Annotated in this window: 24 protein-coding genes; 15 read left to right on the top strand and 9 right to left on the bottom strand. The window is 67.5% G+C overall.

All coding sequences use genetic code 11. From position 1 onward, the window contains the following. Positions 1-207 precede the first annotated feature (207 nt). Complete coding sequence (locus SBP02_RS12290) at positions 208-918, top strand: transglutaminase-like cysteine peptidase (RefSeq protein WP_318642065.1); 711 nt, start codon at positions 208-210, stop codon at positions 916-918. A 145-nt stretch (positions 919-1063) separates the two neighbouring features. Here SBP02_RS12290 and SBP02_RS12285 read toward each other — a convergent pair whose 3' ends face one another. Continuing rightward, positions 1064-1435 carry a glutathione S-transferase N-terminal domain-containing protein gene (locus tag SBP02_RS12285; protein WP_318642064.1) on the bottom strand — a complete coding sequence of 124 codons (372 nt, stop codon included), beginning with the start codon at positions 1433-1435 and terminating at the stop codon, positions 1064-1066. 184 nt (positions 1436-1619) lie between these two features. Between SBP02_RS12285 and SBP02_RS12280 the strand changes: the two genes are divergently transcribed. Next, entirely contained in the window at positions 1620-1841 is a 222-nt protein-coding gene (locus SBP02_RS12280; protein ID WP_318642063.1) for a DUF3820 family protein, read from the top strand. A gap of 57 nt (positions 1842-1898) precedes the next feature. Here SBP02_RS12280 and folE read toward each other — a convergent pair whose 3' ends face one another. The 5 genes from folE to nhaD all read right to left on the bottom strand — a co-directional run bounded on the left by folE (position 1899) and on the right by nhaD (position 5647). Further along, complete coding sequence (gene folE / locus SBP02_RS12275) at positions 1899-2447, bottom strand: GTP cyclohydrolase I FolE (protein ID WP_318642062.1); 549 nt, start codon at positions 2445-2447, stop codon at positions 1899-1901. Between the two features lie 83 nt (positions 2448-2530). Beyond that, positions 2531-3088, bottom strand: coding sequence for a Smr/MutS family protein (locus SBP02_RS12270; protein WP_318642061.1), 558 nt, complete (start codon positions 3086-3088; stop codon positions 2531-2533). A gap of 58 nt (positions 3089-3146) precedes the next feature. Then, complete coding sequence (locus SBP02_RS12265; RefSeq protein ID WP_318642060.1) at positions 3147-3467, bottom strand: hypothetical protein; 321 nt, start codon at positions 3465-3467, stop codon at positions 3147-3149. Between the two features lie 148 nt (positions 3468-3615). Continuing rightward, positions 3616-4212: a cysteine hydrolase family protein gene (locus SBP02_RS12260; RefSeq protein ID WP_318642059.1), complete on the bottom strand. Its 597-nt coding sequence runs from the start codon at positions 4210-4212 to the stop codon at positions 3616-3618. A gap of 205 nt (positions 4213-4417) precedes the next feature. Continuing rightward, positions 4418-5647, bottom strand: a complete 1230-nt coding sequence (nhaD, locus tag SBP02_RS12255) for a sodium:proton antiporter NhaD (protein WP_318642058.1) — start codon at positions 5645-5647, stop codon at positions 4418-4420. A 248-nt stretch (positions 5648-5895) separates the two neighbouring features. Between nhaD and prmB the strand changes: the two genes are divergently transcribed. Continuing rightward, a complete protein-coding gene (gene prmB / locus SBP02_RS12250) occupies positions 5896-6813 on the top strand; it encodes a 50S ribosomal protein L3 N(5)-glutamine methyltransferase (RefSeq protein ID WP_318646335.1) in 918 nt (305 codons plus the stop codon). Here the strand turns inward: prmB and SBP02_RS12245 are convergent. Beyond that, positions 6810-7595 (bottom strand): hypothetical protein, encoded by a 786-nt coding sequence (locus SBP02_RS12245; protein ID WP_318642057.1) that lies wholly within the window; start codon positions 7593-7595, stop codon positions 6810-6812. The genes prmB and SBP02_RS12245 overlap by 4 nt on opposite strands. A 248-nt stretch (positions 7596-7843) precedes the next feature. Here SBP02_RS12245 and aroC point away from each other — a divergent pair, with 248 nt between their 5' ends. The 7 genes from aroC (at position 7844) to SBP02_RS12210 (ending at position 13005) form a co-directional block, all read left to right on the top strand. Beyond that, positions 7844-8935 carry a chorismate synthase gene (gene aroC, locus SBP02_RS12240; RefSeq protein WP_318642056.1) on the top strand — a complete coding sequence of 364 codons (1092 nt, stop codon included), beginning with the start codon at positions 7844-7846 and terminating at the stop codon, positions 8933-8935. Between the two features lie 82 nt (positions 8936-9017). Further along, complete coding sequence (locus SBP02_RS12235) at positions 9018-10169, top strand: MFS transporter (protein WP_318642055.1); 1152 nt, start codon at positions 9018-9020, stop codon at positions 10167-10169. Continuing rightward, a complete protein-coding gene (locus tag SBP02_RS12230; RefSeq protein ID WP_318642054.1) occupies positions 10166-10786 on the top strand; it encodes a methylthioribulose 1-phosphate dehydratase in 621 nt (206 codons plus the stop codon). The genes SBP02_RS12235 and SBP02_RS12230 overlap by 4 nt, the downstream gene beginning before the upstream one ends. A gap of 119 nt (positions 10787-10905) precedes the next feature. Beyond that, positions 10906-11451 carry a 1,2-dihydroxy-3-keto-5-methylthiopentene dioxygenase gene (locus tag SBP02_RS12225; protein WP_318642053.1) on the top strand — a complete coding sequence of 182 codons (546 nt, stop codon included), beginning with the start codon at positions 10906-10908 and terminating at the stop codon, positions 11449-11451. Between the two features lie 11 nt (positions 11452-11462). After that, a complete protein-coding gene (gene mtnC / locus SBP02_RS12220) occupies positions 11463-12146 on the top strand; it encodes an acireductone synthase (RefSeq protein WP_318642052.1) in 684 nt (227 codons plus the stop codon). Between the two features lie 102 nt (positions 12147-12248). Further along, positions 12249-12440, top strand: coding sequence for a PLDc N-terminal domain-containing protein (locus tag SBP02_RS12215; protein ID WP_318642051.1), 192 nt, complete (start codon positions 12249-12251; stop codon positions 12438-12440). After that, positions 12427-13005 (top strand): histidine phosphatase family protein, encoded by a 579-nt coding sequence (locus tag SBP02_RS12210; protein ID WP_318642050.1) that lies wholly within the window; start codon positions 12427-12429, stop codon positions 13003-13005. Before SBP02_RS12215 ends, SBP02_RS12210 begins: the two co-directional genes overlap by 14 nt. 6 nt (positions 13006-13011) lie before the next feature. Here SBP02_RS12210 and SBP02_RS12205 read toward each other — a convergent pair whose 3' ends face one another. Together SBP02_RS12205 and SBP02_RS12200 are read right to left on the bottom strand one after the other, a co-directional pair. Continuing rightward, on the bottom strand, positions 13012-13509 hold the full coding sequence (locus SBP02_RS12205) for a methylated-DNA--[protein]-cysteine S-methyltransferase (protein ID WP_318642049.1): 498 nt from the start codon (positions 13507-13509) through the stop codon (positions 13012-13014). Between the two features lie 3 nt (positions 13510-13512). Continuing rightward, positions 13513-14400 carry a DNA-3-methyladenine glycosylase family protein gene (locus tag SBP02_RS12200; RefSeq protein WP_318642048.1) on the bottom strand — a complete coding sequence of 296 codons (888 nt, stop codon included), beginning with the start codon at positions 14398-14400 and terminating at the stop codon, positions 13513-13515. A 172-nt stretch (positions 14401-14572) separates the two neighbouring features. Between SBP02_RS12200 and speE the strand changes: the two genes are divergently transcribed. The 5 genes from speE to SBP02_RS12175 all read left to right on the top strand — a co-directional run bounded on the left by speE (position 14573) and on the right by SBP02_RS12175 (position 21349). Further along, complete coding sequence (speE, locus tag SBP02_RS12195; RefSeq protein WP_318642047.1) at positions 14573-15433, top strand: polyamine aminopropyltransferase; 861 nt, start codon at positions 14573-14575, stop codon at positions 15431-15433. 173 nt (positions 15434-15606) lie between these two features. Beyond that, positions 15607-16467 (top strand): SMP-30/gluconolactonase/LRE family protein, encoded by an 861-nt coding sequence (locus SBP02_RS12190; protein WP_318642046.1) that lies wholly within the window; start codon positions 15607-15609, stop codon positions 16465-16467. 5 nt (positions 16468-16472) lie between these two features. Continuing rightward, positions 16473-18548: an LTA synthase family protein gene (locus SBP02_RS12185; RefSeq protein ID WP_318642045.1), complete on the top strand. Its 2076-nt coding sequence runs from the start codon at positions 16473-16475 to the stop codon at positions 18546-18548. Positions 18549-18721: 173 nt separating this feature from the next. Beyond that, positions 18722-20086: a pyridoxal-phosphate dependent enzyme gene (locus SBP02_RS12180; protein WP_318642044.1), complete on the top strand. Its 1365-nt coding sequence runs from the start codon at positions 18722-18724 to the stop codon at positions 20084-20086. 105 nt (positions 20087-20191) lie between these two features. Beyond that, positions 20192-21349 (top strand): trans-sulfuration enzyme family protein, encoded by a 1158-nt coding sequence (locus SBP02_RS12175; protein WP_318642043.1) that lies wholly within the window; start codon positions 20192-20194, stop codon positions 21347-21349. Positions 21350-21387 lie beyond the last annotated feature (38 nt).

Here is a 21387-nt window from a genome sequence, read left to right as displayed (position 1 = left end):
TTAGTCTGGACGAGCGAGTGCTTAGCCTCGTTCGCGATGAAGGGTGCCTGGAGGCACCAGGCGATCAGCGGGAGAGTGGTATGTCTGAACACCACCTGCTCCAGAAAGCCGCTGATTGGCGGCGGATACTGAACGCTTCATCCAGCCACTCAACGGAATGATCTACTCGATTGAACTTGGCTGCGGCTCTGTTCACGGAGATCTCACGTGCTGCTCAGACAACTCCTCAAGACCAGATGTACCGGTGCGCTGTGCCGGGCAGTCGCACTCACTACCCTCGGCACCAGCGTGCTGCTCGGCGCGGCCGAAGCCAAGGCCAGCTGGAGCTTCGACCAGATCATGCGCAAGGTCGAAAAGCGTTATGGGCGGCAGGGGCCGGCAAAAGATCGCTTGCTGTCGTGGAACCAACTGATCGAGAGCAGTCGCTATCTGTCCGAGCGGGACAAGCTGGAGGCGGTCAACCAGTACTTCAACCGCGAGTTGCATTTCAGGAGCGACGCGGTGCTGTGGAAGCAGAGCGATTACTGGGCGACGCCGATCGAGACCCTGGTACAGGGAGCAGGGGACTGCGAGGACTTTTCCCTGGCCAAGTACTTTACCCTGCGCAAGTTGGGCGTGCCGGAAGAGCGTTTGCGCATCACCTATGCCCGCGAGATGACGCGCGACCAGGCACATATGGTCCTCAGCTACTATGCCGCGCCAGGTGCGGAGCCTTTGATTCTGGATAACCTGGACAGCGCCATGCTCCCCGCGTCGCAACGGCAGGACCTGGTCCTGCTCTATGCCTTCGACGCCCATGGGCTCTATCAGATCAAGGATGGCAGGCTGCAACGCACCGGCGATACCGCGCGCCTGCCGGGGTGGCAGGCGCTGATGGCCAGGATGCGCCAGGAAGGTTTCTCTCTGGATCAGGGATAGGGGGGTCTCCCGGCCAAAGCCGTGGCCTTATCCAGCAGTGCATGGGCTACCCAGGCACCCCTTCTAGCAGGGCATAACGCATGATGCTATCGGTACACCTTGCGCAGCAGTGCATGGGCTCCTGGCGCGGAGCCCGTGCCGTCTGTCAGGCGTTGGCGAAGCGCTGCTGCAGGTAGGCGATGATCGCCTTCGACTCGTACAGCCAGGTGCTCTGGCCGTTTTCCTCGATGCGCAGGCAGGGCACCTTGATCTTGCCCCCTTGTTCCAGCAGCGCCTGGCGGTGCTGGGCGTCGTTCTTGGCGTCGCGCAGGCTGACCGGCACGTTCAGCTTGTGCAGGGCGCGGCGGGTCTTCACGCAGAACGGGCAGGCGTGAAACTGATACAGCGCCAGACCTGCGGCAGCCTGCTCGACCGCGGCTTGCGCCGCCGGCGAGCGCTTGAGCTTGCGTGGGCGGCTGATGAAGTCGAGGAAGACGATCAACTGGCCGAGACCGATGCGCAGTGCTTTGATAACCATCGTGGAAACTCCCAGGGGTGAAAATTAGCCGGCGCGCAGCTTAACCGAGTTCGTCGCTCCTGGCCTGCGTCTGCGCTGAACGGCGAGGGACGATGGCGGTACAGCACGGCGGTTTTGGGCATAATTCGGCCCTTGTCGACAACCGCCCGGCCATCCCGCCGAGCCAGCCCAAGGTGAGCACCGAATGAAGCCCGAAGACCTGCAATTGCTGGTGACCCGCGAGATGCCCTTCGGCAAATACAAGGGGCGATTGATCGCCGACCTGCCGGGCCGCTATCTCAACTGGTTCGCCCGCGAGGGCTTCCCTGCCGGGGAGATCGGCCGGCTGCTGGCGCTGATGCAGGAGATCGACCATGACGGCCTGTCGCCGCTGCTGGAGCCGTTGCGGCAACGGCCCCGGGGCTAGGACTGCGAACCATAAAAAACCGGCGCAAGGCCGGTTTTTTTACACGGCGCCGCTCGGTCAGTTGCGGATCAGGCTGAGGAACTCGCTGCGGGTGGCGGCGTTCTTGCGGAATTCGCCGAGCATCACCGAGGTGACCATGGAGGAGTTCTGCTTCTCCACGCCGCGCATCATCATGCACATGTGCTGGGCCTCGATCACCACCGCGACGCCCAGGGCGCCGGTGACTTCCTGCACGGCCTCGGCGATCTGCTGGCCGAGGTTTTCCTGGATCTGCAGGCGGCGGGCAAACATGTCGACGATGCGCGCCACCTTGGACAGGCCCAGGACCTTGCCGTTGGGGATATAGGCGACATGGGCCTTGCCGATGAACGGTAGCAGGTGGTGCTCGCACAGCGAGTACAGCTCGACGTTCTTCACCAGCACCATCTCGCTGTTATCGGAGCTGAACAGGGCGCCGTTGGTGACTTCTTCCAGGGTTTGCTGGTAGCCGCGGCAGAGGTACTGCATGGCTTTGGCGGCGCGCTTGGGCGTGTCGAGCAGGCCTTCGCGGGAGGCGTCCTCGCCGAGTTGGCCGAGAATCGCGGTGTAATGCTGTTCCAGGGACATGGATCTACCTGTGGACCTTACTAAGGGGCAGACGCGCAGGGTAGGGCGCGGCTGCCGTGCTGGCAAGAGTGCGGGATGCGCCGTTATTCGTCGCGGCCATCCATCATGGTGCGCTTGAGCATCACATAGACCGCGCCGGTACCGCCGTGCTTGGCCAGGCAGGAGGTGAAGCCGAGCACCTGCGGATGCTGGCGCAGCCAGGTGTTGACGTGGCTCTTGATCATCGGCTTGCGGCCGTCCATGCGTACCGCCTTGCCGTGGGTGACACGCACGCAGCGCACTTCGAACTTGGCCGCTTCGGCGAGGAATTCCCACAGGGTGTCGCGGGCCTTCTCCACGTTCATGCCGTGCAGGTCGAGACTGCCGTCGAAGGGAATCTGGCCGAGCTTGAGCTTGCGCATCTGGCCTTCCTGGACGCCATTGGCGGCCCAGTACAGGGGATCCTCGGCGCCGACGTCGATGACGAACTGGTCGGACAGGCCATCGACCTTGATCGACTCGACGCGCACCGAGGCGGCCTGGCGCAGGGTGGCCAGGCGTGCACGGTCGGGCTTGGCCTTGCCGGTGTCGGCACGGTCATGCTTGAGCGGCTTGACGCCGCGCAGCTCGGCTTGGAACAGGGAAAAATCGTCGTCTTGCATCTGGGCCTCCGCGAAGGCCGCTAGTGTAACCAAGGTGGCGGCCGGGTTGCTCTGCCGATCAGTTGCGCTTCTTCATCAGGTGCGGTGCCAGGCTCAGGTCGCTGGGACGGCGCAGGCGGCGCCGGCACAGGCGCCAGACCCCGATGCCCAGCCACAGTAGCGCCAGGCCCGCCGTCAGCAGCACGATGGCGGCGCCGGGCGAATCGTTCAGCGTGCCCAGTGCCGGGGGACGCCCCAGCAGGGTGGCGGCCCCGGCCATGGTCAGCAGTACGCCGAGGGCGGCCAACAGCGCACCGAGCACGGCTGCCAGGCGCAGGCGCCAGTTGCGGTAGCGGCGTGGGCGCAGGCGGCGGGCATCGAAATCATCGGATAGCTTCATTCCGACTTCCTCAGTGGCTATCGGCGGTAAGACCGGGAGGTTACGCCGCGGTTCCGCCGATTGCCGTGCGCCGGTCGGCGTCCTGGTCGCTCCGTGCTGCTCTGCGCTGGTGTCCGATCGGCGCCGGCAGTGCGTCGATCGGGGCGGCTCAGATCAGCGCGCTGGCTTGCGGCACCAGGGCGGCGAAGTTGTCGGCCAGGGCGATCATCTCGATGCGGTGCACCTCGGCGGCGGCAATCACCTGGCCGTCCGGGGTCGGCAGGTCGCGGGTGGCGCAGGCGGCATCGACCAGGGTGCAGCGGTAGCCGTAGTCCTTGGCGGCGCGCACCGTGGTGCTGATGCTCGAGTGGGTCATGAAGCCGCAGACGATCAGGTCCAGATGGCCCAGCGCCTGCAGGCGCTCGTGCAGCTCGGTGCCGGCGAAGGCATTGGGCAGGCGCTTCTCCACCACGGTCTCGCCGGGCAGCGGCGCGACCTCCGGCAGCGGTCGGCCGCGCGGGCCGCTGGGGTCGAGCAGGCCGCCGGGAATGCCCAGGTGCTTGATATGGACGATGCCGGCACCCGTGTCGCGGGCCGCCGCCAGCAGCTTGGCGATCTCCGCGAGGGCCTCATCCAGGCCGGGCAGCTGCAGTACGCCGCTGCGGTACTCCTCCTGCGCGTCGATGATTACCAGGGTCGCATTGCCCAGGCTGGCGGGCGCGTGGGTGCGGCCGGTGAGTTGGAACAGGGTTTGCGGATGTGACATGGGGGAACTTCCTCGCAGGCGCGGACCACAGGCTTCATTGTCCTCTTGTGCGGGGCCGCTGTGAACCTCCCCGTGTGCGGTTGAGGCCGTCCTTGTGGGCACGCGCGGGGCTTCGCTCGGTGGCGGGCTGCCTAGGTCCCCGTCCCGGCGGGGCTGCTGCCGGGACGGGGAACGACAGGCGGCCGGAGAGCCCGGCCGCCCCGGCTTAGTAGAGGCCGAACACCTGGAACTGCAGGTACCAGACGCCCAGCGAGCCGAAGAAGTTGACCAGGATGGCCGGCAGGAACTTCAGGTGCACGCCGAAGCTGTAGCTCTTGTCCAGGGACATGGCCATCACCCCGGCGGCCGAACCGACCACCGTCAGCGAGCCGCCGATCCCCACCATCAGCGCGTTCAGCGCCCACTGGTCCAGGCCCAGCTGCGGGTTGGACATCAGCGCCGCGGCCTCCACCGGCACGTTGTCCATCACCCCGGAGGCGACGCCGAGGATCATGTTGACGGCCGTCGGGCTCATCAGCTCGAACAGCTGCGAGATGTAGGTCAGCCAGCCGACGTGGTTGAGGGCCGAGACCGAGGTGATGATGCCGATGAAGAACAGCAGGGCGTTCCACTCGACCTTCTGCAGCTGATCCTGCCAGGGCAGCTCGATACCGCGGTGCATCAGCAGCCAGGCGTAGAGCGCCACCATGCCCAGGGCGATGCCGATGGCGAACTCGATGCTGACCTTGAGCAGGATGTTGCACAGCACCGCACCGACAATGGACACCAGGCCGACCACGGCCAGGCCCGCGCCGCCGGGCTTGAGCGCGGTTTCCGATTGCTCGGCCCGGTGGATCAGGCGCTCGCCGTCGAGCTTGCGCAGGTAGAACAGGTGCAGGGTGGCGGCGAACAGCAGCCAGCCGATCAGCGCCGAGGGGATCAGCAGCAGGAGCCCGGCGATGCTGATCTTGCCGGCCAGCACCACCATCAGGCTGGTGGAGGTGCCGAGAAACCACACGCCGGAGTTTGACGCCACGACTATGTTGCACAGCGCCACATGGGTGTAGCGCTGGTGCACGGAGATGCTCTTGACCGTCTTGCCGAAGATCATCGCCGTGGTGATGTTGTTGAGGAAGGGCGAGAGCAGCGCCGACAGCGCCCCGGTGGCCCAGAACATGCCCCTGGCGCCCAGGCCCTTGCGCATCAGGTAGCCGTTCAGTGCGGTGAACACGTTCCGCTCGTTGAGCAGCTCCACCACCATCCACATGAAGGCCATGAAGGCGATCAGGCCGAACAGCTCCTCCTTGGTCTCGCTCTGGGCATGGAGGAAATACTGAAATCCGTTGGGGTCGGTGAGGGCGTAGTGGGCGCCGATTACGATCAAGCCGGACATCATGAACATGGCCGGCTTGAACTTATCCATCTCTAATTGTGCTTCAAAAACTATAAGCGTCATTCCAATTAGGAATATCGCCAGCACGAGCAAGCCCGTGAGCGAAAAGGGTTCTATGACCATTTGCAGGTAGTCTCGAGGAAGGGGCAGGGAAGGGTTAAGAAATCGTTTCAAATTATATCGGTGCGCCCCGGGCTTGGGCAGCGGTACTTTCGTGCCTGTGCGGCGTTTTCGTGCGGCAATGCGTCGTGCGTGCAGGCTTCGGCTAAACTGGCCGCTATTTTTTCCGGAGACCGCCTGTGACCGACTCGATACCCGCCCGCCAAACCCGCCTGCGCACCCTGCGCGATTACATTCGCTGGGCAGTCAGCCGCTTTCATGAGGAGGGGCTGTTTTTCGGTCACGGCACCGACAATGCGTGGGACGAGGCGCGGCAACTGGTGCTCGGCGCCCTGCACCTGCCCTGGGAAATCGCCGACGGCTACCTCGACTGCCGCCTGGAGGACGACGAGCATGAGCGGCTCCAGACCTTGCTCGAACGGCGCATCGGTGAGCGGGTGCCGACCGCCTACCTGCTCGGCGAAGCCTGGTTCTGCGGTCTGCCGTTCCTGGTCGATGAGCGGGTGCTGATTCCCCGCTCGCCGATTGCCGAGTTGATCGACCGGCACTTTCACCCCTGGCTGCCGGCGGAGCCGGCGCGCATCCTCGACCTGTGCACCGGCTCGGGCTGCATCGGCATCGCCTGCGCCTACGAGTTCCCCGAGGCCGAGGTGGTGCTGGGCGACCTGTCGTTCGAGGCGCTGGAGGTGGCCAACCAGAACATCGAACGGCATGGGCTGGAGGAGCGTGTCTACACGGTGCAGGGCGACGGCTTCGCCGGCCTGCCGGGCCAGCGTTTCGACCTGATAGTGTCCAACCCGCCCTATGTCGACGCCGAGGATTTCGCCGACATGCCCGCCGAGTACCAGCACGAGCCGGCCCTGGGCCTGGCCTGCGGCGACGATGGTCTGGACCTGGTGCGCCGCATGCTGGCCGAGGCCGCCGACCACCTCACCGACCAGGGCCTGCTGATCGTCGAGGTCGGTAACAGCCAGGTGCATGTCGAGGCGCTGTACCCCGAGGTGGATTTCACCTGGCTGGAGTTCGCACGCGGCGGTCATGGCGTGTTCCTGCTGGCGGCCCAGCAGTGTCGCGCGCATCAGGCGCTGTTCCAGTCGCGTCTCGGCTAGCGGGTGGCGATCCAGATCAGCAAGCCGGCCTGGAACAGGCTGAAGGCCACCAGGCAGGCGATGGTGAAGCGCAGGGTGCCATCCTCGCGCCTGAGGCTGTCGATGCGCTCTTCCAGCTTGCGCACCTTCACCTCCTGCTCGTGCAGGGTTCGATCGGCTCGCTGCAGCATGCTCGCCGCCTCCAGGTTATCGACGGTCTGCACCTTGTCGGCCTGCCAGTCCTCGTGCAGCGCCGCGACTCGGGGGGCGGAGTAGCGGGCCTTGAGTTGCAGCGGGTCGAGGTACTCGAGCACGAAGCCCTGGGCCTGCAGGCAGTGATCGCGGCGGGCACGGGCCGCTTCGTCGAGGGCGTCCCTGGCCGGCAGAGCAGCGCCCTCCACCTGATAGTGGGTGCCGTGCTGCCTGGCCCAAGCGATGCCCTGGGCCAGCAGGAAGCGCCCCAGGCCGCGGTTGCCGGGCTCGGTGTGCAGGCCCTGGTCGGGGCCGAAGCGCACCTCCTTGGCGCGGTGGTCGATCCACACCTCCAGCAGGTTCTGTTCCGGGCGCAGGCGCTGGTCGGGCAGGCGCAGGCTCAGGCGCAGCAGGCTCCGGGCCTTGTCGTGGCGCTCCACCCGGCCCAGTTCGGCGAAACGCAGCGGCCGTGGGCCGGTATGGCGGTCGACCGGCAGCGGCGCCAGGCGCAGCAGCTGGAACCGCTCGGCCCCCAGACCTGCCCAGGGGTGAGCCTGTTCGCTGGCGGCTGGGGCCGCGGTGTCGAGGGGGGACTCCTGAGGTTCGGTCATGATCGACAATCCTGTGCGCATGCTCGCTGCTGATTCCCGGTATATCGGCCATTTTGCCCGAGTCTGGAGGCGGGCAGGCAAGTGCTCCCGTTACGCCGGTTCCCGACAGGGGCCGCGGCGCCGCCGCTGGCATTAGCATCGAGGGTGAACTGGAGGAGCGCCAGGGGTATACTCGCCGGCCTGATTGAGTGGGGCCTGGCGCGCTGTGGCGGCCGGTCCGGAGTCGATTTTCGCGGAGCCTTTTGCACATGTCCGGCAACACCTACGGCAAGCTGTTCACCGTCACCACCGCCGGCGAGAGCCATGGCCCGGCCCTGGTCGCCATAGTCGACGGCTGCCCGCCGGGGCTGGAGCTGAGCCTGGAGGACCTGCAGCGCGACCTCGACCGGCGCAAGCCGGGCACCAGCCGCCACACCACCCAGCGCCAGGAGGCCGACGAGGTGGAGATCCTCTCCGGGGTGTTCGAGGGCAGGACCACCGGCTGCGCCATCGGCCTGCTGATCCGCAACACCGACCAGAAGTCCAAGGACTACTCGGCGATCAAGGACCTGTTCCGCCCGGCCCACGCCGACTACAGCTATCACCACAAGTACGGCATCCGCGACTACCGCGGCGGCGGTCGCAGCTCGGCCCGCGAGACCGCCATGCGCGTGGCAGCCGGCGCCATCGCCAAGAAGTACCTGGCTACCCAGGGCATCCAGGTGCGCGGCTATATGAGCCAGCTGGGCCCGATCGAGATCCCCTTCAAGAGCTGGGACAGCGTCGAGCAGAACGCCTTCTTCAGCCCCGACCCGGACAAGGTGGCGGAGCTGGAGACCTATATGGATCAGCTGCGTCGCGACCAGGATTCGGTCGGGGCCAAGATCACCGTGGTCGCCGAGGGCGTGATGCCGGGCCTCGGCGAGCCGATCTTCGACCGCCTGGATGCCGAGCTGGCCCATGCCCTGATGAGCATCAACGCGGTCAAGGGCGTGGAGATCGGCGCGGGCTTCGCCAGTGTGGCCCAGCGCGGCACCGAGCACCGCGACGAGCTGACCCCGGAGGGCTTCCTGTCGAACAATGCCGGCGGCATCCTCGGCGGCATCTCTTCTGGCCAGCCGATCGTCGCCCACCTGGCGCTCAAGCCGACCTCCAGCATCACCACCCCGGGGCGTTCGATCGATGTCGACGGCCAGCCGGTGGAGGTCATCACCAAGGGCCGCCACGACCCCTGCGTGGGCATCCGTGCCACCCCCATCGCCGAGGCGATGATGGCCATCGTGCTGATGGACCACCTGCTGCGTCATCGCGGCCAGAACGCCGACGTCAGCGTCGCCACGCCGGTGCTGCCGCAACTGTGAACGGCCGTGCAGGTTGGGTTTCGCGCGGCGAAACCCAACAATTGCCGCCCTGGATATCGCTACGCTTGACCCAGGCTACGCCATGACGCACGCCTTGCCCTACTGGCGCCTGTCCGGTTTCTACTTCTGCTACTTCTCCCTGCTCGGCGCCACGGCGCCGTTTCTGGCGCTGTACTTCGATCACCTGGGCTTCTCCGCGGCGCGCATCGGCGAGCTGGTGGCCATCCCCATGCTGATGCGTTGCCTGGCGCCGAACCTGTGGGGCTGGCTGGGCGACCACACCGGTCGGCGCCTGGCGATCGTGCGCTTCGGCGCGGTCTGCACCCTGCTGTGTTTCGCCGGCATCTTCGTCAGCCAGAGCTACGCCTGGCTGGCGCTGATCATGGCCAGTCACGCCTTCTTCTGGCACGCGGTGTTGCCGCAGTTCGAGGTCATCACCCTGGCCCACCTGCGCGAACGGGCCACCCGTTACAGCGAGATCCGCCTGTGGGGCAGCATCGGCTTCATCGTCGCGGTGGTCGGCCTGGGCGAGCTGTTCGAGCGCATCAGCCTGGATGCCTTCCCCTGGACCCTGGTGCTGGTCATGGCGGCCATAGTGCTCAGCAGCTGCTGGGTGCCCAGCGCCGAGCCGCAGCAGCGCCCCAGCGACCCGCAGCTGGGCGGCTTCCTCCGCCAGTTGCGCCGCCCCGGCATCCTGGCCTTCTACCTCAGCGTCGGCCTGATGCAGCTGAGCAACGGTCCCTACTACACCTTCCTGACCCTGCACCTGGAGGCCCTCGGCTACGCCCGCGGCCTGATCGGCCAGCTCTGGGCCCTGGGCGTGGTGGCCGAGATCCTGCTGTTCCTGTTCATGGCCCGGCTGCTGGCGCGCTATTCGCTGCGCAGCGTGCTGCTGGCCAGCTTCCTGATCACCGCCGTGCGCTGGCTGCTGCTGGGCAACCTGGCCGATCATCTGTGGGTGCTGCTGCTGGCCCAGTGCATGCACGCGGCCACCTTCGGCAGCTTCCACGCCGCGGCCATCCACTTCGTCCAACGCAGCTTCGCCGACCGCCAGCAGGGCCAGGGCCAGGCCCTCTACGCCACCCTGGCCGGGATAGGCGGCGCCCTCGGCGCACTCTACTCCGGTTACAGTTGGAACAGCCTGGGACCGGCCTGGACCTTCAGTATCGCCAGCCTGGTCGCCCTGGCGGCCGCCGCCATCACCCTGACCCGCCTGCCCGAGGAGAGGCCATGAACCCGACCCGCGAACAACTCGCCCAACAGATCATCGAGGCCGGCCGCTTCCTCTACGGCCGCGGCTGGTCGCCGGCCACCAGCAGCAACTACTCCGCGCGCCTGTCGGCCAGCGAGGCGCTGCTGACCGTGTCCGGCAAGCACAAGGGCGAACTGGGGCCGGACGACGTGCTGGCCACCGACATGCAGGGGCGCAGCCTGGAGCCGGGCAAGAAGCCCTCGGCCGAGACCCTGCTGCATACCCAGCTGTACAGCTGGAAGCCGGAGATCGGTGCGGTGCTGCACACCCACTCGGTCAACGCCACGGTGCTGTCGCGCCTGTGCCTGGCCGATTCGCTGGTGTTCGCCGACTATGAGCTGCAGAAGGCCTTTTCCGGCGTCACCACCCACGAGTCCCAGGTCGAGGTGCCGATCTTCGACAACGACCAGGACATCGCCCGCCTGGCGGCCAAGGTGCAGCCCTGGCTGGAGGCGCACCCGGAGTGCGTCGGCTACCTGATCCGCGGCCACGGCCTGTACACCTGGGGCGCGCGCATGAGCGACGCGCTGCGGCAGATCGAGGCCTTCGAGTTCCTCTTCGAGTGCGAGCTGAAGGTGCGCGCCCTGCACACCCGCTGAGACGGATTTCCGTAGGCTGGTGTGGAGCGAAGCGAAACCCGGCGTTGCATAGAACCCGCTGGGTGCCGGCACAATACGCCTCTACCCAGCCTACGACACCTGATGTGAGAGCCCCGAGCATGAGCAGCCTGAGCGTCTACCACGAGTCTTCCCCCGAACAACCGAACAAGGTGCTGACCCACCTCGAGGACATCGCCAGCACCCTGGCCGAGGTCGGCGTGCGCTTCGAGCGCTGGCAGGCGGTGGCGCCCATCGCCCCCGGCGCCAGCCAGGACGAGGTGATCGCCGCCTACCGGCCGCAGATCGACCGGCTGATGAGCGAGCGCGGCTACGTCACCGTCGATGTGGTCAGCCTGAGCGACGACCATCCGCAGAAGGCCGAGCTGCGCGCCAAGTTTCTCGACGAGCACCGCCATGCCGAGGACGAGGTGCGCTTCTTCGTCGCCGGCCGCGGCCTGTTCACCCTGCACATCGACGATTACGTCTATGCCGTGCTGTGCGAGAAGAACGACCTGATCTCGGTGCCGGCCGGCACCCGCCACTGGTTCGACATGGGCGAGCATCCGCACTTCGTGGCGATCCGCTTGTTCAACAACCCCGAGGGCTGGGTCGCCCAGTTCACCGGCGAAGACATCGCCAGCCGCTTCCCGCGCCTGGAAGACTGATGGAGCCGCAGATGCCGATCAAAGCCATCCTCACCGATATCGAGGGCACCACCAGCGCGGTGAGCTTCGTCTTCGACGTGCTGTTTCCCTATGCCGCCGAGCATCTGCCGGACTTCGTCCGCCGCCATGCCGAGGAGCCGCCGGTGGCCGAGCAACTGGCCGCGGTGCGCGCCGAGAGCGGCGAGGCGGAGGCCGACGTGCAGCGGGTCATCGAGATCCTCCTCGGCTGGATCGCCGCCGACCGCAAGGCCACGCCGCTCAAGGCCCTGCAGGGCATGGTCTGGGCCGAGGGTTATAAGGCCGGTCAGCTCAAGGGGCACGTCTACCCGGACGCGGTGGAGGCGCTCAAGCGCTGGAAGGCGCTGGGCTACGGGCTGTACGTCTATTCCTCCGGCTCGATCCAGGCGCAGCGGCTGATCTTCGGCTGCTCCGAGGCCGGCGACCTGACCACGCTGTTCTCCGGCTACTTCGACACCACCAGCGGGCCCAAGCGCGAAGCCGACTCCTACCGCCGCATCGCCCAGGGCATAGGGCTGGCGGCCGGGGAGATCCTGTTTCTCTCGGACATAGTCGAGGAGCTGGACGCCGCCCGCCAGGCCGGCCTGCAGACCGTCGGCTTGGCTCGCGAGGGCGGCGAGCTGGCCGGCCATGAGACGGTCGCCAGCTTCGCGGCGATCGATCCGGGCCGGCTGTAGGGCGGCGGGCAAGGCGGGGGCCGCGCACTCGGCGCCGCCCCCCGAGCCTCCGCTCGGGGGCGGCTATCCTAGGTGGGCAACCCTTCACACAGGAGTGTCTCCATGGGTACCACCCTCAACGGCCTGCTCGGCCTGGTCATCCTGGCGCTGGATATCTGGGCGATCATCAACGTGGTCAAGAGCGGCACCGACACCGGCAAGAAGGTGCTCTGGGTGCTGCTGATCGTTCTCCTGCCGGTGATCGGCCTGATCATCTGGGCGCTGGCAGGTCCCCGGGGCAATGTGCGCCTCTGAGCCCCTGGTCCGCACGGTCGCGCTGCTGCTGTTGGCCTGGCTGGCCCTGGCGGGCCAGGCCCGGGCCGACGAGGCCGCCTGGGATGCGCTGCGCGCGGGGCGGGCCGTGCTGCTGTTGCGCCATGCCACGGCGCCGGGCCTGGGCGACCCGGCGCATTTCGACCTGGGCGACTGCACGACCCAGCGCAACCTCGACCCGCGCGGTCGCGCACAGGCCCGGCGCTGGGGGCGACTGCTGCGCGACCAGGGCATCGCCCGGCCGCGCCTGCTCAGCAGCCGCTGGTGCCGCGCCCGCGACACCGCTCAGGAGATGGGCCTGGGCACGGTCGAGTCCTGGCCGGCTCTGGACTCCTTCTTCGCCGATCGCTCCCGTGCCGCCGTCCAGACAGCCCAGCTGGTGGCGGCGGTCAACGCCCTGATGTCCGGCACGGTCATGGTGCTGGTGTCCCATCAGGTCAACATCACCGCGCTGACCGGCGTCTACCCGGCCTCGGGGGAGGGGCTGATCCTGGCGCGGCCGCTGCGGGTGCCGGCGCGGGTATTGGCGCGGATTGCGCCGCCCTGAACCGGCTCAGAGCGCCAGCGGCGCCTGCTGTGGCGGCAACGCGCCCTCGAGTTGCAGCAGCAGGGCCTTGCGCGCCAGACCGCCGGCGTAGCCGGTGAGGCTGCCGTCGCGGCCGATCACCCGGTGACAGGGGATGACGATGGCGATGGGGTTGGCGCCGTTGGCCGCGCCCACCGCGCGTACCGCCCTGGGCCGGGCGATCTGCGCGGCCAGGGCGCTGTAGCTGCTGGTCCGGCCGTAGGCAATGCATTGCAGGGCCTGCCAGACCGCCTGCTGGAAGGCCGTGCCGCCGGGCGCCAGGCGCAGCTCGAAGCGTCGGCGCTGGCCGGCGAAATACTCGTCCAATTGTCGGCAAACGTCGTCCAGTTCGTCCCCGGCCACTTGCCAGTCTGCGCCGATCCGCCAGGGCTCGCCGTCGATCTCCATGGCCAGTTGGCGCAGCCCGCCAGCATCGCCGGCCAGCAGCAGGCGGCCGATGGGGCTGTGGTGGTAGCGATAGAACATCCTTCAACCTCCCGCATAGTTGTGCCACAGGTGCGCGGCGGCATAGGCGCGCCAGGGCCGCCAGGCCTCGGCGCGGGCCTTGAGTTGCTTGGCAGCGATGCCGCCTGCGCCCCACAACGGCGCCTTGAGCAGCCCCAGGTCGTTGGCGGGGAAGGCGTCCGCCTCGCCGAAGGCGCGCAGGGCGATGTATTCGGCGGTCCAGGGGCCGATGCCGGGCAGGGCGCAGAGGCGTTCGATCAGCGCCTCGCGGCCGTCCTCCAGGTCGAGACGCAGGGCGCCGCTGGCGACCTGGGCGGCGAAGTGCTGCAGCGTCTGCACGCGCTTGCCGGGCATGCCGATGCCGTCCAGCTTGGCCTTGGCCAGCGCCGCGGCGCTGGGAAACAGCCGGGCGATAGCGGCGTCGGGCGCCTGCGCCAGCGGCTCGCCGAGGCGCGCCACCAGGCGCCCGGCGATGGTCACCGCGGCCTTTACCGTCACCTGCTGGCCGACTATGGCCCGCACCGCCTGCTCGAAGGGATCGAAGGCGGTCGGCAGGCGCAGGCCCGGATTGCGCGCCACCAGCGGGCCGAGCTGGGCGTCCGCGGCGAAATGGGCGGCGATGCGCAGCGGCTCGGCATCCAGGTCGAACATGCGCCGCACCCGGGCGACCAGGGCCGGCAGGCAGGCGCCTGCCGATGCGCTATGGCGCAGCTGCAGGGCCGGTTCGGCGGGCAGCGGCGACACGGCGAACCAGCCGCAGACCCCGTCCAGGCGAAAACTGCGGCTGTAGCCCTCGGCGTCCAGCCGCTCGACGCCGGGCAGGGCGCGCAGGGCATGGTGGTCGTGGAACTGCTGCCAGTGCCAGGGGGGCTGGTAGGGCAAGCGCAGCGGGGCAGGCGTGGTCTCGGTCATGCTCGGACGATAACCGTCCGGCGCCCGGCTGTCAGCGCACAACTGACTTTCAAACGGCCAAGGTTCGACCTGTCATGCGCGGCGACGTAGAATGCGCGCCTTTCATTTTCTGGACGGCGGCTGCCGACAACGGCGTCCCGGCGTACTCAACCCCATTGCCGAGGGATACCCCATGAGCGATTACCAAGAGACCCTCTACGACGGCTACGGCCAGCGTTTTCGCATGGACCAGCTGCTGCACGAGGTGCGCACCGAGCACCAGCACCTGGTGATCTTCGAGAACGCCCGCATGGGCCGGGTCATGGCCCTGGACGGGGTGATCCAGACCACCGAGGCCGACGAGTTCATCTACCACGAGATGCTCACCCACGTGCCGATCCTGGCCCATGGCCTGGCCAAGCGCGTGCTGATCATCGGCGGCGGCGACGGCGGCATGCTGCGCGAGGTGTGCAAGCACGACAGCGTCGAGCACATCACCATGGTCGAGATCGACGGCACCGTGGTCGACATGTGCAAGGAATTCCTGCCCAACCACTCCAGCGGGGCCTTCGACGACCCGCGGCTGAACCTGGTGATCGACGACGGCATGCGCTTCGTCGCCACCTGCGAAGACAAGTTCGACGTGATCATCTCCGATTCCACCGACCCGATCGGCCCGGGCGAGGTATTGTTCTCCGAGAACTTCTACCAGGCCTGCCGCCGCTGCCTGAACGACGGCGGCATCCTGGTCACCCAGAACGGCACGCCCTTCATGCAGCTGGCCGAGGTGCAGACCACCGCCGGGCGCATGCGCGGGCTGTTCGCCGACTGGCACTTCTACATGGCGGCGGTGCCGACCTATATCGGCGGCAGCATGACCTTCGCCTGGGGCAGCACCGACGCCGGCTACCGCAAGCTGTCGGCCGAGACCCTGCGCCAGCGCTTCGCCGGCAGCGGCATCGTCACCCGCTACTACAACCCGGATATCCACCAGGGCGCCTTCGCCCTGCCGCAGTACGTGCTGCAGGCGATCAACAAGCCGAGCAACGACTGAGGCGCCAGGCGGACAGAGAAAAGGACCTTCGGGTCCTTTTCTCTGTCCGCCGATCGCCGTCGAATGCAGAACGCCGACCAGCAAATCGTCTCGACATAATTTTCACACCCGCTTTTGCACACTCCCGCTCGCTCTGTTAACGAGCCGTTCGAAGTCGATGGGAGTCTGCACCAATGCTACTGCGCCAAAAAATCCGTTTCTGGCTGATGCTGTTTCTCGGGGCCGCGTTGGTTCCGGCGGTGGCCTATCCGGCCTGGCGTCACCTGTATCCGGTGGAGGCCAGCGGTGGTTGGGGCTACCAGGTGTTTCACGAGAACATCCCGCGGGTCAGCGCCCTGGTGCGCGATGCCCGGGGCGCGCTGTTCATCAGCCAGGAGTTCGACGACGGCCAGGGCACCATCCTGCAGCGCAGTCGCGACGGCAGCCTGAAGACCGTACTGAGCGGTCTGTCCAAGCCCGATGGTCTGGCGTTGTACCGCGACGGGGTGGCGGTCAGTCAGGAGGGCGGGCGCTTGCCGGTGCTGCTGCTGGGTGGCGATCAGGCCAAGCCGCTGTTCACCTCCGACAGCGTCGAGGGGGTGGCCAGCGACGGCCATTACCTGTACGCCATCGAGGACCGCCATCACGGTCGCCTGCTGCGCTTCGACCCGCAAAGCGCCGAGCTGGTGACTCTGCGCGACGACCTGGATGAGGGCGAAGCCATCGCCGCCTGCAGTGACGGCCGCCTGTTCTACACCGAGAAGAAGCACGGCTGGGTCAAACAATGGCAGGCCGACGGCCAGGACATCCTGGTGCAGGACGGCCTCAACGACCCTGGCTTCCTGCTGTGCAGCGACGACGGCCTGTGGATCACCGAAGACGCCACCCACATGGCGCGGGTGCTGTTGCTCGATCGCGCCGGCCAGTTGCAGGTGGTGCTCGATCACCTGCGCTCGGTGCAGAGCATCATCGCCGTGGCGCCGGGCCGCTACCTGCTGGCCGAGCAGGGCCGCAGCCGCATCCTGCAACTCGATCGTCTGCCGGCGGACTCCTGAACCCTATGACCACTGCCAATGCCCTGGGCACTCCGTCGTCCTCATCGCATCTGTCCAATCCCAGCCTCAAAAGCCACCTGCAGTTCGGCCTGTACAGCGGTCTGGCGCTGCTGCTGATCTACGGTCTGTTGCGCCTGGCCTTGCTGGTCTACAACCGTGAGCTGATCGGCGCCACCCCGGTGGCAACCTTTGCCGAGGCCTTCTACAACGGCCTGCGTTTCGACCTGCGGGTGGTGGTCTATGCCCTGGCGCCCCTGCTGCTGTCGTTGCTCAGCGTGCGCGCGATGGCCGCCCGTGGCCTGCAGCGCCTGTGGCTGACCGGCTTCGCCAGCATCACCCTGTTCCTCGGCCTGAGCGAGCTGGACTTCTACCGCGAGTTCCACCAGCGCCTGAACAGCCTGGTGTTCCAGTATTTCCAGGAAGACACTCAAACGGTGCTGAGCATGCTGTGGAACGGCTTCCCGGTCGCCCGCTACTTGCTGACCTGGGCCGTGGCGACCTGGCTGCTGGCCAGGCTGTTCAAGGGACTCGACCGCCTGAGTCGGCCGCCCGTACGGCCTGCGCACTTGGCCAGCGGCTCGGCGGTGCCGGCCTGGTACTGGCGTATCAGCGCCTTCGTCCTGTGCCTGGTGCTGGCGGTGATCGCCGCCCGTGGCCATCTGCGTCAGGGCCCGCCGCTGCGCTGGGGCGATGCCTACACCACCGATTCGATGTTCGCCAACCAGCTGGGGCTCAATGGCACGCTGACCCTGATCTCGGCGGCCCAGGCGAGCTTCTCCTCGCACCGCGACAACGCCTGGAAGGCCAGCATGCCCGAGCAGCAGGCGCTGGACAGGGTGCGCAAGCTGCTGCTGACCCCCCACGACCAGCTGGTCGACGCCGATACGGCCGCCATCCGTCGCGACTTCAGCCCGCCCCAGGACCGCACCCTGCCGGTGCGCAACGTGGTGGTGATCCTCATGGAGAGCTTCGCCGGGCACTATGTCGGCGCCCTCGGCTCGCCGGCCAATATCACGCCGAACTTCGACAGGCTGGCGCAACAGGGCCTGCTGTTCGACCGCTTCTTCTCCAACGGTACCCACACCCACCAGGGCATGTTCGCCACCATGGCCTGCTTCCCCAACCTGCCGAGCTTCGAGTACCTGATGCGCACGCCGGAGGGCGCGCACCAGTTCTCCGGCCTGCCGCAGCTGCTCAGCGCCCGGGGCTACGACAACCTCTACGTGTACAACGGCAACTTCCAGTGGGATAACCAGTCCGGCTTCTTCAGCAACCAGGGCATGACTAACTTCATCGGCCGCGAAGATTTCGTCGACCCGGTGTTCATGGACCCGACCTGGGGCGTGTCGGATCAGGACATGTTCGACCGCGGCGCCAAGGAGCTGGCCAGTAATTACGGCGACAAGCCCTTCTATGCGCTGCTGCAGACCCTGTCCAACCACACACCCTATGCATTGCCGGAGAACCTGCCAGTGCAGCGGGTCACCGACCAGGGCGCGCTGAACGAGCACCTCACCGCCATGCGCTATGCCGACTGGGCCCTCGGCCGGTTCTTCGAGAAGGCGCGGCAGGCGCCGTACTTCAAGGACACCCTGTTCGTGGTGGTCGGCGACCACGGCTTCGGCAGCACCGAGCAGCTCACCGAGATGGACCTGTACCGCTTCAACGTGCCGTTGCTGCTGATCGGCCCGGGCGTGCAGGAGAAGTTCGGACGCCTTAGCCACACCCTCGGCACCCAGATCGACATCGTGCCGACCATCATGGGCCGCCTCGGCGGCGAGGTGCGCCACCAGTGCTGGGGCCGTGACCTGCTCAACCTGCCGGCCGGCGACCGCGGTATCGGCGTGATCAAGCCCTCGGGCGGCGACCAGACCGTGGCCATCGTCACCCCCGAGCGCATCCTGATCCAGCCCAAGGGCTTCGAGCCGCGTCTGTATGCCTACCAGCTCGGGGCCCAGGCCAGCGCCGAGCGGCTGTCTGGCGACATCGATCCGCAGCTGCAGCAGGACCTCGACGCCTTCCTGCAGACCGCGACCCAGAGCCTGCTGGACAACAGCGCCGGGGTGCGCGACGGCAACTAAGCGAGTGGGCGCACGGCTGTTCCGCGCGTCGGGCGCCGAGGCCAGGGCATGCTCGCGGCTGGCCGCGGGCCGGCCCAGTGCCTATACCTAACCCATGGCCGGTCCGCTGCCCGCGGTGCCACAGGGGCAGCTTCGGGCGCGGTGCAATGGCCGCTCTGCGGAGGGATACGTCCATGCCCAGCAGCCCCATACTCGAGATGATCGGCAACACGCCGATCCTGCCACTCACCCGTCTGGACACCGGTCCCTGCGAGCTGTTCGTCAAGCTGGAGAACCAGAATCCCGGCGGCTCGATCAAGGATCGCATCGCCCTGACCATGATCGAGGCCGCCGAGCGCAGCGGCGAGCTCAAACCCGGCGGCACCATCATCGAGGCCACCGCCGGCAATACGGGCCTGGGGCTGGCCCTGGTGGCGGCGCAGAAGGGCTACCGCATGCTGCTGGTGGTGCCGGACAAGATGAGCCGGGAGAAGGTCTTTCACCTCAAGGCTCTCGGCGCCGAGGTCCGCCTGACCCGCTCGGATGTCGGCAAGGGCCACCCCGAGTATTACCAGGACCTGGCCCGCAGCATCGCCGAAGGGATGCCCGATGCCTTCTACATCGACCAGTTCAACAACCCGGCCAACGCCTGGGCCCACGAGAGCGGTACCGGCCCGGAGATCTGGCGCCAGCTCGACGAACGCCTCGACGCGGTGGTGGTGGGCGTCGGCTCCGGCGGCACCCTGGGCGGTCTGACGCGCTTCTTCCAGCGCGTGGCGCCGGAAATGGAGATGATCCTGGCCGACCCCGAGGGCTCGGTGCTGGCCGACTTCGTCGAGACCGGCTGCACCGGTGAGGCGGGCAGCTGGCTGGTGGAGGGCATCGGTGAGGACTTCGTCCCGGGCCTGGCCGATTTCGACCTGGTCAAGCGCGCCTACCGCATCCCCGATGCCGAGAGCCTGCACACCGCGCGCCTGCTGCTCAAGGAGGAAGGCGTGCTGGCCGGTTCCTCCTCCGGCACCCTGCTGGCCGCCGCCCTGCGCTACTGCCGCGAGCAGCGCGAGGCCAAGCGGGTGCTGACCTTCGTATGCGACAGCGGCAACAAGTACCTATCGAAGATGTTCAACGACTACTGGATGCTCGACCAGGGGCTGATCGAGCGGCCCAGGGAGGGCAACCTGCGCGACCTGATCGCCCGCCGCTACGACGAGGGGGCGACCGTCACCTGCAAGCCCAACGAATCCCTGGAGGTGGTGTACGGGCGCATGCGCTTCCATGACATCGACCAGGTGCCGGTGATGGACGGCGACCGGGTGGTGGGGCTGATCGACGAATGGGACCTGCTGCGCGCGGTGAAGGACGCCCCGGAGCACTTCCAGTCGCCGGTGCACGAGGCCATGGTGACCAAGCTGCAGACCCTGGACCCGGACGTGCCGCTGCAGCGCCTGCTGCAGACCTTCGACGAGGGCCATGTGGCGCTGATCGTCGAGAACGGCCGCTTTCTCGGCCTGATCACCAAGAGCGATGTGCTCAACCTCTGGCGCCGCACCCTGCGCTAGGGGCGGTAGCCGTTTCATTCGAGACCGCGTCGGAGCCTTACGTAGGGTGGGTTACGCCGCAGCGCGGCTAACCCACCCTACGGGCTATTTACCCCAGGAGGTAGCATGAGCGAATTCGAAACCCTGACCGTGCACGCCGGCTACGAGCCGGACTGGACCGGTGCGGTGATGCCGCCGATCTATGCCACCTCGACCTTCCGCCAGCAGTCGCCCGGGGTGCATGCCGGCTACGAGTACGGGCGCAGCCAGAACCCCACGCGCCAGGCCCTGGAGCGGGCCATCGCCGAGTTGGAGGGCGGCGCCCAGGGTTTCGCCTTCGCCTCCGGCCTGGCGGCCTGCGCCACGGTATTGGAGCTGCTGCCGGCGAACAGCCACATCGTCGCGGTGGACGACCTCTATGGCGGTACCTACCGCCTGTTCGAGCGGGTGCGCAAGCCCGCTGCCGGCCTGCAGGTCAGCTATGTGCCGGCCGACGCCGATGCCGCCACCCTGGCCGCCGCGCTCAGGCCCGAGACGCGGATGATCTGGGTCGAGACGCCGACCAACCCGACCCTGAAGCTCTGCGACCTGGCCCAGGTCGGTCGGTTGGGGCGCGAGCGGGGCCTGCTCACCGTGGCCGACAACACCTTCGCCTCGCCCTACCTGCAGCGGCCGCTGGAGCAGGGTTTCGACATCGTGCTGCATTCGGCCACCAAGTACCTCAATGGCCACTCCGACGTGATCGCTGGGCTGGTGGCGGTGGCCGACCGGCCGGAGCTGGCCGAGCAGCTGGCCTTCCTGCAGAACTCGGTGGGTGCCATCCTCGATCCCTTCTCCAGCTTCCTCTGCCTGCGCGGCCTGCGCACCCTGGCGCTGCGCCTGCAACGCCATGTCGACAACGCCAGTGAGCTGGCCGCCTGGCTGGAGTACCAGCCGCAGGTGGCCTCGGTGCTCTATCCGGGCCTGGCCAGCCACCCGCAGCACGAGCTGGCCAAGCGTCAGATGCGTGGCTTCGGCGGCCTGCTGACCCTCTACCTGGCCTCCGACGCCGAGGGCACCCGGCGTTTTCTCGAGGCCACGGAGCTGTTCACCCTGGCCGAGAGCCTGGGCGGGGTGGAGAGCCTGATCAGCCAGCCGGCGAGGATGACCCATGCCTCCGTCCCCGCCGAGCGCCGCGCGCAGCTCGGCATCAGCGACAACCTGGTGCGGCTGTCGGTGGGTATCGAGCATGTCGAGGACCTGCGCCGGGACCTGCAGCGGGCGTTGGCGGCGATAGGGCCATAGGGTCTAGGGGAGCGCCCCTTGGGCGAAGCGTGCGGGCG

The sequence above is a fragment of the Pseudomonas benzenivorans genome, from assembly GCF_033547155.1.
GTDB lineage: Bacteria > Pseudomonadota > Gammaproteobacteria > Pseudomonadales > Pseudomonadaceae > Aquipseudomonas > Aquipseudomonas benzenivorans_B.
The sequence above is the reverse complement of the archived record's forward strand: the minus strand, read 5'-3'. Positions and strand labels throughout refer to the sequence as shown.